10 protein-coding genes are annotated in these 13264 nt (G+C 33.9%); 6 read left to right on the top strand and 4 right to left on the bottom strand.

Translation table 11 applies throughout. The annotated features are described in order from the left end of the window. Positions 1-45 precede the first annotated feature (45 nt). Positions 46-777: an Hpt domain-containing protein gene (locus ACKPCA_RS09850; protein ID WP_321278906.1), complete on the bottom strand. Its 732-nt coding sequence runs from the start codon at positions 775-777 to the stop codon at positions 46-48. A 105-nt stretch (positions 778-882) separates the two neighbouring features. Between ACKPCA_RS09850 and ACKPCA_RS09845 the strand changes: the two genes are divergently transcribed. The 4 genes from ACKPCA_RS09845 to ACKPCA_RS09830 all read left to right on the top strand — a co-directional run bounded on the left by ACKPCA_RS09845 (position 883) and on the right by ACKPCA_RS09830 (position 4890). Then, entirely contained in the window at positions 883-2496 is a 1614-nt protein-coding gene (locus ACKPCA_RS09845) for a S41 family peptidase (protein ID WP_321278905.1), read from the top strand. A gap of 198 nt (positions 2497-2694) precedes the next feature. Beyond that, positions 2695-3861 (top strand): THUMP domain-containing class I SAM-dependent RNA methyltransferase, encoded by a 1167-nt coding sequence (locus ACKPCA_RS09840; RefSeq protein WP_321278904.1) that lies wholly within the window; start codon positions 2695-2697, stop codon positions 3859-3861. 89 nt (positions 3862-3950) lie between these two features. Beyond that, a complete protein-coding gene (locus tag ACKPCA_RS09835) occupies positions 3951-4490 on the top strand; it encodes a SiaB family protein kinase (RefSeq protein ID WP_054720477.1) in 540 nt (179 codons plus the stop codon). A 19-nt stretch (positions 4491-4509) separates the two neighbouring features. Next, positions 4510-4890 carry a DUF1987 domain-containing protein gene (locus tag ACKPCA_RS09830; protein ID WP_054720478.1) on the top strand — a complete coding sequence of 127 codons (381 nt, stop codon included), beginning with the start codon at positions 4510-4512 and terminating at the stop codon, positions 4888-4890. A 75-nt stretch (positions 4891-4965) separates the two neighbouring features. On the opposite strand, the gene ACKPCA_RS09825 is transcribed toward ACKPCA_RS09830, so the two are convergent. From ACKPCA_RS09825 to ACKPCA_RS09815, 3 genes are read right to left on the bottom strand one after another with little or no spacing between them, the layout of a single operon-like run. Continuing rightward, positions 4966-8034: an ATP-binding cassette domain-containing protein gene (locus ACKPCA_RS09825; protein ID WP_321278901.1), complete on the bottom strand. Its 3069-nt coding sequence runs from the start codon at positions 8032-8034 to the stop codon at positions 4966-4968. 51 nt (positions 8035-8085) lie between these two features. Then, the gene (locus ACKPCA_RS09820; protein WP_054720480.1) at positions 8086-8505 is read right to left on the bottom strand and encodes a hypothetical protein; all 420 of its coding nucleotides are present in this window, start codon (positions 8503-8505) and stop codon (positions 8086-8088) included. A gap of 19 nt (positions 8506-8524) precedes the next feature. Next, positions 8525-9457 carry a hypothetical protein gene (locus ACKPCA_RS09815; protein ID WP_321278900.1) on the bottom strand — a complete coding sequence of 311 codons (933 nt, stop codon included), beginning with the start codon at positions 9455-9457 and terminating at the stop codon, positions 8525-8527. A 248-nt stretch (positions 9458-9705) separates the two neighbouring features. Here ACKPCA_RS09815 and ACKPCA_RS09810 point away from each other — a divergent pair, with 248 nt between their 5' ends. Beyond that, the gene (locus ACKPCA_RS09810) at positions 9706-11862 is read left to right on the top strand and encodes a S9 family peptidase (RefSeq protein WP_321278899.1); all 2157 of its coding nucleotides are present in this window, start codon (positions 9706-9708) and stop codon (positions 11860-11862) included. Positions 11863-11924: 62 nt separating this feature from the next. Then, entirely contained in the window at positions 11925-13256 is a 1332-nt protein-coding gene (locus tag ACKPCA_RS09805) for an MATE family efflux transporter (RefSeq protein ID WP_321278898.1), read from the top strand. Positions 13257-13264: the final 8 nt, after the last annotated feature.

Here is a 13264-nt window from a genome sequence, read left to right as displayed (position 1 = left end):
AAAACAAGATATAGCGGTAGTACTTAAAAAGTGCTACCGTTTTTTTTATGTGGTTTCAAACTGATCTTGGTTTGACAGGTAGAATTCTTTTGCAAGATCAATCTTATCATTCAACTCCTTTAATTTGCTTAGCGATTTCACCATATCTTCAGAGAGTATAATTTGTTCCAATTCAATAATAGTTGCTTTTGCCTCAAGCATTGAGAAATTGGCTAAAACTCCTTTTAACTTGTGAGCAGAATCTTTAGCTTTTTTATAATCTCCACTTTCTAAAGGAACCAGAATTTCTGATATTCTAGATTCTTTAATGCTGAAAAATTTTTCAATAACCTCTTTAATAAAGGCTCTATTATTATCAACTCGGATAAAAAGCTCATTGAAATCGATAATGGCAAGATCTTTGTCTGTCTTTTGGGGTTCGCGAGGTAAATCAATTAATTTAAGAATTAACGATTTTAGGTTCATTTCCTCGGGGAAATACAAAAGTTTATTTACCTTACATATGTTATCCTCTTCTTCGGTTGAGGTTAAAACGAGTAATTTTAATGATTTTGAATCAGGGTAGTAAGTTTTTAAAGATTCTAAAGTTTGATTAACATCTAAGGCTGTTTTATCTCCAAATTTAAATTTAGAGATAATTAGATTGTATTCATTTGAGAGAAGCAATTCGGTTAACTCCTTAAAAGAATCGCATTTAGAAAAATTAATTCCAGGTAGAGATTCAATACTTAAAGAATAAGTAAATCCAATCAGTAATATATTGGCTTTATGTTTCATATTTGTTGAATTCAATGCCCGTATTTCTTAAAAAGATTGTATCTTTCGTCAAGTTCTGTAAAGTACAATCAATTTGCGCAAAATTTATTAAAAAGCATAATTTATATGAGTAGTTTGAAAAAATTTTTGAGGAATGGCTTTACACTTTTATTCTTAGGTGTTTTTGCAATTGGTGGAACGCTTAGTGCTCAATCGGTAAAACAACAGGCAATTAAATATCAAAATTTATTGGCTTTGGTGGATGCATTTTATGTTGATACTGTAAATGTTGAGAAGTTGACTGAAGATGCAATTATAAAAGTTCTGGCCGAGCTTGATCCTCACTCAATCTATATCAGCAAGGATGAGATTAAAGAGATGAATGAAGCCTTGCAAGGAAGTTTTAGTGGAATTGGAATTCAATTTAACTTGTTGCGTGATACTTTAATGGTGGTAGCCACAATTCCTGGGGGACCATCTGAAAAAGTTGGACTTCGTGCCGGCGATAGAATTCTGGAGATTGACAACGAAAATGTTGCAGCAATTGGTATGAAAAATACCGATGTGCATAAGCGTTTGCGAGGTGAAAAGGGAACCATTGTAAACTTGAAGGTAAAGAGAAAGAAAGAAAAGGAATTGTTAGAGTTTGTAATTACTCGCGATAAAATTCCAATTCATAGTTTGGATGCTGCATATATGATTAACAAGCAAATTGGTTACATGAAGTTAAATCGATTTGCCCTTACAACTTCCGATGAATTTTTAGAGGCTTTAACCAAGTTAAAAGATCAAAAAATGAAAGATCTGATTCTCGATTTGCGAGGTAATGGAGGAGGATTCATGACTGCTGCCATTGAAATGGTTGATCAATTTATGGATGCAGAAAAACTGATTGTATATACCAAAGGTTTATCAACTCCAAGAAGAGAAAACATTTCTACCGAGAAAGGAATTTTTAAAGATGGAAGGATTGTAATTCTTTTGGATGAAGGATCAGCTTCGGCTTCTGAAATCGTATCGGGAGCAGTTCAAGATTGGGATAGAGGTGTGATTATTGGTCGTAGAACATTTGGAAAAGGATTGGTTCAAAGACAATTCCCACTTTCAGACGGTTCTATGATTCGATTAACTACAGCACATTATTATACTCCTACAGGAAGATGTATTCAAAAATCATACGAAAATGGTTTGGAAGATTATCACTTGGATATTTTGAACCGTTACAAATCTGGAGAAATGATTAATGCCGATAGTATTCATTTTCCTGATTCATTAAAGTACAGTACTTTGGTGAATAAAAGAACTGTATATGGAGGTGGTGGAATTATGCCTGATATTTTTATTCCTATTGATACAACTGCAAACTATAAATATTTCAACTTATTGGTTCGCAAAAATGTGATTTATCCATATGTGGTGAACTATATGGATAAAAATCTGGAATCATTAAGAAAGAAGTATCCAAAATTCGACTCATTCTCGAAGAATTTCGAAGTAAGCGATGAAATGATGGCAGAAATTGTTGCTTTGGGAGAAAAAGAAGGGATTGAAAAGAATGAGGAGGATTATAATGCAGTAGTGGACGATATAAAATTGCATGTAAAAGCATTGCTGGCAAGAGATTTATGGGAAAGTACAGAGTATTATAAAATCGTGAATAGTGAGAACGAATTTGTACAAAAAGCCATAGAGGTGCTCATAAATCCTAAATTATACGATACTGAATTAATTAGTGATTAATTGCTGATTATGAGCCGAAAGCGATGCTTTCGGCTTTTTTTTTGAATATCTGATTAAAAGCCTATGTTTTTAGGTGTTAAAGATTAATTTTGTAGCCGAAATTCGAATCAAAGGCAAGTACTTTAAATTTGTTAAGAAAAGACGTTTTCGTTGATTTGAGAATTGAAATAGTTTAGATGTAGATTAAAAAAGATGGTTGTGAAAACAGACTCGGGTAAATTCAGATTAATTGCAAAAACCTTTCATGGTTTAGAGGAAGTATTGTCTAATGAATTAGAGCAATTAGGCGCAGAGGAGATTAGAATTTTAAAACGTGCAGTGAGCTTTGTGGGTGATAAAACTTTGCTATATAAAGCAAACTTGCATTTAAGAACAGCCACCCGAGTGATAATACCAATTCACAAATTTACAGCTCACGATACTGACGAGTTGTATAAAGGAATTCAGGAAATTGACTGGAGTGAGTACATCGGTAATAAAGATACTATTGCGATTGATAGTACAATTAGTTCGGAAGACTTTAAACACTCAAAATTTGTTACTTACCGTGTAAAAGATGCTATTGTAGATCAATTCTTTTATGCAACAGGCGATCGTCCTTCAGTAAGAATGATGAATCCTACTTTACGTATCAACATTCATATCGATAGAAATACCTGTACAGTTTCGCTAGATAGTTCTGGAGAATCGCTACACAAAAGAGGATATCGCGTTGGGGAAACTGCAGCTCCACTAAATGAAGTGTTGGCAGCAGGTTTAATTTTACTTTCTGGTTGGGATAAGAAATCTAATTTCATTGACCCAATGTGCGGATCAGGAACCATTTTGATAGAGGCTGCATTAATCGCTTATAATATTCCTCCTGGATTGTATCGTAAAGAGTTTGGATTCCAAAAATGGAAGGATTTTGATGAGGATTTGTGGGACGATATCTACAATGAAGAAACTGAGGTTGATTACGAAGGAAAAATTATTGGAGCTGATATCTCTGATAAAGCAATGGAAATTGCAGAAGAGAATATCCGTAATGCAGGCCTAAGAAGAAAAATTAGATTGAATGTAACTCCATTCCAACAGTTTGTTCCTCCGGTAGAAAAAGGACTTTTGATTACCAACCCACCTTATGGAGAACGTTTAAAACCTAAAGATTTAGAAGGATTGTATGCTATGATTGGGGAAAGATTAAAGCACAATTTTTCTGGTTATGATGCATGGATTTTAAGCTATGGTAAAGAGTGTTTTGATAGTGTTGGATTACGACCATCAAGAAAAATAACTCTTTATAATGGTGCATTGGAATGTAAGTTCCAAAAATACACCATGTTCGATGGTAAAAAGAAAGATAATTATAAGAAAGATAAATAAGAGCTGAATAGGAAATTTGATCAGGCTTAACTTTTAACTCTGAGATAATTTGCTAATTTTGTTATTGAGTAACCCTAATCCTAATATATATGAATTTTGACCTTGACCAATGGTATGAAGAAAAAATAGATGAAGATGCTATTTTTGATTACAAAGGCAGAATTGATGATGAGGATGTTACTCGAATTCTTAATTCAATTGAGAGGATTCTTAAGGCAAAGGACGAGTCTCCTAAAATGTTCAAGAAAATTTTTAATGTTTTAATAGAGTTGGTGCAGAATCTTCATCATCATGGAGAAGTACCATCCGATTTAAATGTAGATTACAACAAATTTGGAGTACTTATTTTAAGAGATGAAGGAATGCAGTACCGCATTAGTATTGGTAACTTTATAAAAATTGAAGGGCTAAAACTAATTCGTGATAGAATTGACCAGATTAATACTTTGTCTTTAGAGGAAACCCGAAATTTGTATAGAATTATATTAAATAATGAGCAATTCTCCGAAAAAGGAGGAGGTGGTTTAGGAATGGTAGAAATCGCCCGGAAAAGTGGCAATAATATGGAATATCAATTTATTGATTATAATGCGGACTATTTATTCCTTTCTATTGATGTTGTAATATAAAACTTAAAGTATAACTTCCATGAATTCACTAGTTTTAGAAGGTAGCCCAAAAACTCCAAGTATTAATTTTGATGGAGAAAAAGGAGCTTTTTTAATTGAAGGTCGTTCAATACCAGAAAACTCGCTTGATTTTTACAAGCCTGTTATGGAGTGGCTGGATTCGTATGTGAAAGAGCCAAAGGAAGAAACTAAAGTTTCTATTAGATTAGAGTATTTTAACACCAGTTCGTCGAAATGTATTTTGGACGTATTTAAGAAATTGGAAACCATTTTTAAAAGAGGAAATAAAGTGATCATCAACTGGCATTACGAAATGGATGATGAGGACATGTTGGAAGCTGGTGAAGACTATCAATCTATTGTAAAGATTCCTTTCAATATGATTGAGGATGATGAATAAATCGTAGTTCAATTAGATAATAAAAAAAACTGCAATCTGTTAGGTTGCAGTTTTTTTATTATCCAATTCAAGTAATTATGAATTGTAATTCCTTTTCCTGATTTTTTGTTCGAATATTCCCAAAGCTTTTTTAAGCAGGCCAAAATACAATACAATGTATAGGCAAATGCTCGAGCACCAAATAACCACAATATTCACCCAATAAGTGTCATAGTATTTACCAAACAGGCACTTTTGGGGAGCATAAAAATGTGCTTTTAGGAATTTGCATTCGGGATCTCGATAAATTGGATCAATCTTTTGATACAATCGATCCTTGTACTCTATAATTCGTTCAATATCATTGCTGTTACGTACAAATTCAGTTAACCTTTCATTTGAGTATTCCTTTTTCATGTTAACAAACTCCTGCTTGTTATCGTATTGTTTCTGTATTTCAACCAAATGTTCATCCTTTTTTCGGTTCGAGATATTATACAGATTAATGTAGTAGCGATTCAGTTTATCGAAATAGGTACGTAGATTTTTAATCGTTAAATCATCTAATTTTATAGGAGACAGGTAGTCCATTCTTTCAAAATGAAAGGCCAATTTATTCAAATCTTCCAGCGATAGTTCATTTCTCAATAAAACTAAATTAGATTCTAATTTTTTGAGCTTATCAGGTTGATTTAAATACCTTTCACTTTCGTTTAATTTGTTTTTAAGGATAGGAAGCCAATAATTTTTACGATAATCGGCTTTACTCATTAATTTTTCGTAGACGTAGAAATTTGCATTGAATTTATTATCCTTAAACTGTTTTACAGCTAATGCTTCGTAAGCCCATCGGGCTGTAATTATTTCTCCATACCAAGGAATAGAGTTCGGAGCAGAAATATTAGGATTTAATTTATCAAACTTTACTATTATACCACTAAGTATCAGCTGAGGAATCAGAATAAATGGGATTAAAATATAGATTGTAATAACAGTTTTAAAGCTATCAGATATAATCAATCCAAGCATGTTGGCAAAACACCAGGCGCTGAATAAGGCAAGCCAGTATTCAAAAAACATCCCTTTGATTTCCAGTATGGAATTGCCTATAATGGTGAATAGGAATGCCTGAAAAGCTGAAATTGTAAATAGAATAACAATTTTCGATATCAAATATCCAGATTTACTAAGGTTTAAAAAGCGTTCTCTCTTCAGTATTTTTCTATCCTTTATAATTTCTTCTGCACTTAATGTTAATCCAATAAATAGGGCTACAATAACTGCCATGAACAGATAAACTGGCATATTGCTATTGTTGCTAAATGTGTAACCAAGCTCATTTCCAGCATCTATATTATAATATTTTATAATGTATGATAGAATTAATGCCAATAGGGGCGTTTCGAACAGGTTGATGAACAAATACTGTCGATTAGCGAATTTTGAAATGACATCTCGATTGGTAAACACCCAAAATTGTTTCAGTGTTGAAGGTATTTTAAAGCTAACAGGCGGCAATTCTTTTGTGTCCTCAATGTCCTTGCCATTTTTGTTATGATCTTTAAATCTTTGATACCATTGAATAGGAGAAACTTTCCTTACTTGTGTAGGATTGCCATATTCATCGAGAACTTCCGATTCAACAATATTAAATATCTGATCTGCATCAACATTACCACAAAAATTACATTCACTCTCGGTATGATTTGCTCTTAAAGTTTGTGATTTAAAATAGGTAATAGCATCTAAAGGATTTCCATTAAAAATAAGGTATCCGCCAGTATCTAAAATCAATAAGCGATCGAACATTTTAAAAATATCCGAAGCTGGTTGATGAATTACAACAAAAATTAATTTGCCTTTTAAAGCCAGATTTTTCAGCAAATCCATAATTTTGGCTGAATCTCGTGATGATAATCCGGATGTTGGTTCATCAAGAAATAAAACCGATGGCTCGCGTATCAATTCCAGTGCAATATTCAATCTTTTGCGTTGTCCGCCACTAATTTTTTTATCTAAAGGATTTCCTACTTTCAGATTACGAGCCTCGTATAATCCCAAATCTTTTAAAAGCTTTAAGACCAGTCTGATTAATTGAAAACTACTGTGTTTGTCGAAGCAAAGTTTAGCATTATAATATAGATTTTCAAAAACGGTTAGCGATTCAATAAGCAAATCATCCTGCGATACATGCCCAATTACACCTTCAAGTTTCGATTTATCAAAAGTAATATCATAACCGTTAATTACAACATTTCCTTTGCTAGGCTCAGCAGATCCGTTTAAAACGTTTAATAAAGTGGTTTTACCTGCACCACTGGATCCAATGATTCCAACCATTCTACCAGACTCTTCCTTGAACGAAAGGTCATGTACACCAATGTTATCTTCTTTAAATCGATATTCGATATTTTGAGCTTCAAAAACAACTCTTTTCTGCTTATCATCTCGATAAAATGTACCTACAATATCGCTAAAGTATATGGGATCAATTTTAGGATTACGGATGGATGAACCTTGACTTAAAACATGAACTCGTTCTGGATTTAACGATTGTCCGTTCATGAATAATTCATCGATTCCTTTGAATCGCATCACAAACATATCTACAGTTTGCAATCTAAGAATCTTAATTTTACCAATTAGTCCAGGCGAGTAGTAATATTCACCAATTTCATGATCTGATTCAGAGTTACTTATCGTGAGTAATCTGCTGGATGGTTTAATTTCAGAAAAATCATTAAGAACAAAGTTTCGAAGTCTCTCATAACCTTCTTTAGCCAGATTAAAAGTATCAGCTACAGTTTCGACAAAGGCAAACTCTTGTTCACTAATTTCATCTTCCGAATTTAAAAATTCAAGAAGTTGGATGAGAACAACAACCTTTTGTCTGATAATAAGTTCTTCGTTAATTTCAGTACAAATTCGTAAAACCCGAACCGAGCTTGCCGAAGTATATTTTTTTATTTTTGATTTTCTGGTTGTTCTTCTTTGGTTCTCTTCGTAGTGCTGATCGTAAAGAACTAGGTACTCTTCTGCGGTTTCCTGATCAAGATGTTGCTTCAAATATTTAGATACCATTCTACGCCTCTCAATTGCAGAACTTTGTGGGTGTGCAATGATAGCAAAGAGTTGCATTAAAGCTTTTAGTATTCGTTCACTCATGGAATGGCAGGGTTTGTTGGTGGTCAACCTTATTAAGAGTAGTTGCTTTTACTATTGTTTGAATCCAATTAACATTAATACGAAACCTGAACTTACATTCTTTTGGTTCAATTTGGCTTCGATTGTACAATTCATTGAGTTTTCGAATTTAAAATCCCAGTAAGGAGAATTTTTATGATCTCGATTGGTAAAAATTAGATGATTTTCCTGATCGTAAAGTGAGAAAATTACATTGCCTTCATCTTTGCCTGTAGCACCAACAATTCGGTAATGATTGCCCGCATAAAATGTAGTATGAAATTCGGCAACTTCACCACCTGATAACAAAGCTTTGTATTGTTGACCATCCGAAATAAATTCAGTTCCAAGGTACTTGGTACAATTCTTATGAGTAACATCAGATTGTGCTTTTGCACTTAGTGAAAGAATTGATAATAAAGAAAATAGTATAATGGTATATTTAAGTCTCATAGTTAAAGATATTTTCAGTTTACTTAATAATGTGCTCACGGATTACAGAAACTTTTTCTGTGATTTTAGCGAATTGTTTCTTTTTCATGATCAATTCAGATTTGCTTTTCACAATGGTAAGTTTTTTATGCGAATCGGTAATTGGAGCTACATATTTGTATTGCTCTTCAATTTCATCAAATGTATAGGCAAGGTCAATAAGTTTATCTACCAAGAAATAATAATCCTTCGATTCGTTGGAGTAAGGAACAAGCAATTTAATAAGGTTTTCAAGCGGACGCTTCTGTTCTGAAATACGATCCATTAATTCCTTACTTGGTTTCTCCTTAATTTGCTGAGTTAACAAATAAACAGATTCAATCCATCCGCCTGCTAAGATTAGTGCACCTGTATTTTCGCGCTGATTTACTTTTAAGTAGTCATCTATTTTGCGATAAGTATTACTAACAATTACCAAAAGTGAATCCCTGTTTTCGATATTGTTTTCAATTCTTTCCACAGTTGGTTTATCCATGGCATTGTACAAACCAATATCTTGCGATAAAATTTTAAGAACTGCAAAATAACTTGCAGCATCCTGAGTTTGCTTGTAAATATTGATATAGCCTAAATCGGAACCATAAACACCAAAGTTGATTGCTTTGCTAAAATTATCAACGTAATCGCCTGATTTTTTAGTCGAATTCAGCAAGTCTTTGTTGTATGAAATTCCAGATTTTTCAAGCAATAACGAAATCTGATATGGAGATGGTAAACTAAACAAGATGTTGTTGTACTTAAAAATATTTCCTGTTTTTTCAGCATCAGCCATGATTTCAGCTTCCGTTTCCTGTTCGATAACTGCTTCTTTGTTTGTATTTTCAAAAGGCTGTAGTATTAAAAAAGTTGCAATTGCAGCAATTGCTATTAAAAATAGAAATTTAATACTGTTTGGGATTCTTTTCTTTGGCATTTTTTTTTTCTTTAACTAGTTGAACCAATTAAGAAGAAAAAACACGATTTACATAGCTGTTTTCGAACGGGTTGAAAACGATTAGTAATTTATTCGAGTAGTTTTTTCAACTTGATTTTGACCAATATCAAATCAATTGGTAGTCGTCCTGATTAATTTATTCTAACATTATTACTGTATTTATACTAAAAAGGATACATTTGAATGCAAAAAAAAATAAAAAGATATTTAACAACAAACTAAACAAGATGAAAAGAATATTCCTTTTAGTCTATTTATTAATTAATTGTGGAGTTTTCCTAAGTTTAGAGGCACAGACAAAAAAATTGTCTATGGAAGATGCTATTTTAGGGCAATGGAGACAATTTTATCCAGAAAGCTTGTCACAATTATCTTGGAGAGGAGATTTAAGTGAATACACTTATGTGAAAGAGAATGAAATTCTGTTTGCAAAACCAGGAGATGAACCAAAGGTATTATTAAGTTTGGAAGAACTGAATGCAGGTATAGAAGCTAATGAAATAAAAGCATTAAGAAGAATTCCTTATTTTTCATGGCAATCAAAAAATGTAATGGAATTTAATCAGCAAGGAGCTTTGATTCATTATGATTTCGTTGCAAAAAAAGTATTGCTTAATCTAAAGGTGGACTCAAAAGCAGAAAATCAAGATTTTTGTGATGCATCTAGTGCTGTAGCATATACTATTGAAAACAACTTATACATTGCCGGTAAAGATGGAAAAGAGTTTGCAGTTACTGCTGATACAGATAAGAATATTGTAAATGGTCAGGCTGTTAGCAGAAGCGAATACGGCATTAGCGGAGGAATTTTCTGGTCTCCTAACGGAAAGCAATTGGCATTTTACAGAAAAGATGAAACCAATGTAACTTCTTTCCCATTGGTAGATATCAACACGAGAGTAGGCGATTTAAGAGAGATTAAATATCCTATGGCAGGAATGGGTAGTGAAGTGGTTAGCTTAGGTGTTTACAATTTGGATACCAAGAAGACTTCATGGATTAAGCCAGATGATTTTGGATCAGATCAGTATTTAACCAACATTTCTTGGGGAGCTGATAACAAATACATCTACATTCAGGTATTGAATCGTGCTTCGAATCATGCAAAATTAAACAAATACGAGGCTGAAACTGGTAAGTTCGTAGCAACTTTGTTTGAAGAGAAAGATGATCGTTGGGTTGAGCCATCGCATAAATTGGTATTCCTGAAGAACAAGCCAAATCAGTTCATCTATCAAACCAACAATCGTCATGGCTTTAATCATGCCTATTTGTACAATACCGAAGGAAAGTTGATTAAACAATTGACTTCTGGTGATTGGGAAATTACCGAAATATTAGGTTTTGATAAAGAAGAAAAGTACATGTTCTATGTATCTACCGAAGTAAGTCCGATAGATAGACATGCTTACAAGTTGAATTTGAAAACTGGTAAGAGATATAGATTAACCAAAGATGAAGGATATCACAGTGTACAGGTGAGTGCCGATGGAAAATACATCTTGGATAATTACAGTAGCCTAAATGTACCAAGAATAATAAATGTGGCTGATACCAGAGGGAAATTCGTAAAAGAATTGGTGAAAGCAGGAAACAAATTGAAGGATTACAATTTGGGCGAAATTTCATTGGGAACAATTAAATCGGCTGATGGTGTTACCGATTTGCATTACCGCATGGTTAAACCAGCTGATTTCGATCCGAGCAAAAAATATCCAGTTTTGGTATATGTTTATGGAGGTCCGCATGCACAGTTGGTAACCAACAGATATTTGGGAGGTGCTCGTTTGTGGGAGCAGTATATGGCTCAAAACGGATACTTGCTTTATATATTGGATAACAGAGGTTCTTCAAACAGAGGTAAAGAATTTGAGGCTGTAATTCACCGTCAGTGTGGACAACCTGAAATGGCTGATCAACTTAAAGGCGTTGAGTTTTTAAAATCATTACCATATGTGGATGCCGATAAAATTGGAGTGCATGGATGGAGTTATGGTGGTTTCATGACCATTTCATTGATTACGAATTATCCAGACGTATTTAAAGTTGCTGTTGCTGGAGGACCAGTAATCGACTGGAAATGGTACGAGGTGATGTATGGCGAGCGCTATATGGATACTCCTGAAGAAAATCCGGAAGGATATGCGAAAACATCATTAATCGCGAAAGCAAAAGATTTAAAAGGAAAACTTTTAATTTGCCAGGGAGCTATTGATCCGACCGTCTTATGGCAGCACAGCTTGAATTTCATTCGCGAATGTATCAAGAATAATGTTCAGGTTGATTACTTCCCATATCCAAGAGCAGAGCACAATGTTAGAGGTCGAGATCGAATTCACTTAAAACAGAAAGTCAGCAATTATTTTGATGATTATCTGAAATAAAAGAACTAATTTTCGCCGGCTTCAATTTAAGGAGCCGGCTTTTTATTTTATAGAACTTTAGCGTGAAAATACAAACTGATTATAGAAACATTTGGAAGATTGCCTATCCCATTATTTTGGGTAGTGTGGCGCAGAATATCATTGCCTTAACAGATACCGCTTTTTTGGGACACCTAAGTGAAGTAGCATTAGGAGCTGCAGCCATTGCCACAATCTTTTATTTTGCTGTGGTTATGCTTGGTTGGGGATTCGGATTAGGGACCCAAATTGTAATTGCGCGTCGATTTGGTGAAGGCAACTATGAAAGAGTTGGAAAAACCTTTGATCATGCCTTGTATTTTCTATTGATTCTGGCCGTACTTTTATTAGGTTTTATGCAGATTCAAGCTCCTCCAATTCTAAAGGGGATTGTTCAATCGGATGCCATATTTCAAGCAAGTACTGATTATATTTCTGTACGTGCCTGGGGAATTTTATTCGCCTGCGTGAACCTGTTGTTCAGGGCATTTTATATAGGAATTGCCAAAACCAAAGTAATAAGTTGGAGTACAGCCTTTATGGCAATCGTTAATATCTTTTTAGATTATGCTTTAATATTTGGTGAGTTTGGTTTGCCAGAGATGGGCATTAAAGGTGCTGCCTTGGCATCGGTAATTGCAGAAGCGTGTGTATTGGTATTTTTTCTGGTATATACTTTTAGAAAAACTCCGGTTAAAAAGTACCAGCTGTTTGCTTTTCCAAAGGTGGATAGAGAATTGTATTCGCGATTGCTAAAAGTATCTTTTCCAATGATGATACAAAACTTTCTGGCACTTTCATGCTGGTTTGTATTTTTCTTATTCGTTGAGAAAATGGGAGAGAGGGAATTGGCCATATCCAATATTATCAGAAGTATTTATGTATTGATAATGGTTCCGGTATGGGCATTTGCTTCAGCAGCAAATACTTTGGTTAGTCAAGTGTTAGGTGAAGGAGAACCTAAGGAGGTGATGCCTGTTATCTTTAGGACCGTAAAGCTATCGTTTTTAGCCGTTTTGGCTTTGGTTGGCATTAGTTTAATAAGCCCGGAATTGGTGATATCCATTTACACGGAAGAGCCTAGTTTGATTTTAGAAACCAAGCCTGTACTATATGTGATTTTTGGTGCCGCTTTATTATTTCCTATTGCCATCACATTGTTTCAGGGAGTTTCAGGAACAGGCAATACTTTTCATGCCATGCTCATTGAAATTGTAGTGCTGACATGTTACCTGGGAGGTGTTTATTTACTGATCGAAGTATTCAAACTATCTATTTCAGGCGTTTGGGTATCGGAGTATTTTTATGCTGCCTTTTTAGCTTTTGGATCTTGGTTGTATTTAAGATTTGTCAATTGGAAAGAGAGCAAGATTTAGGTTTGTAC

Origin of the sequence: Marinifilum fragile, from assembly GCF_963677365.1 — a bacterium.
GTDB lineage: Bacteria > Bacteroidota > Bacteroidia > Bacteroidales > Marinifilaceae > Marinifilum > Marinifilum fragile.
Note: the sequence above shows the minus strand (reverse complement) of the source record. Positions and strands in the feature narration are given on the sequence as shown.

Coding starts and splice junctions, on each gene's coding strand:
- ACKPCA_RS09850 (WP_321278906.1), bottom strand. CDS start 777: ATGAAACATAAAGCCAATATATTACTGATTGGATTTACTTATTCTTTA.
- ACKPCA_RS09845 (WP_321278905.1), top strand. CDS start 883: ATGAGTAGTTTGAAAAAATTTTTGAGGAATGGCTTTACACTTTTATTC.
- ACKPCA_RS09835 (WP_054720477.1), top strand. CDS start 3,951: ATGAATTTTGACCTTGACCAATGGTATGAAGAAAAAATAGATGAAGAT.
- ACKPCA_RS09830 (WP_054720478.1), top strand. CDS start 4,510: ATGAATTCACTAGTTTTAGAAGGTAGCCCAAAAACTCCAAGTATTAAT.
- ACKPCA_RS09825 (WP_321278901.1), bottom strand. CDS start 8,034: ATGAGTGAACGAATACTAAAAGCTTTAATGCAACTCTTTGCTATCATT.
- ACKPCA_RS09820 (WP_054720480.1), bottom strand. CDS start 8,505: ATGAGACTTAAATATACCATTATACTATTTTCTTTATTATCAATTCTT.
- ACKPCA_RS09815 (WP_321278900.1), bottom strand. CDS start 9,457: ATGCCAAAGAAAAGAATCCCAAACAGTATTAAATTTCTATTTTTAATA.
- ACKPCA_RS09810 (WP_321278899.1), top strand. CDS start 9,706: ATGAAAAGAATATTCCTTTTAGTCTATTTATTAATTAATTGTGGAGTT.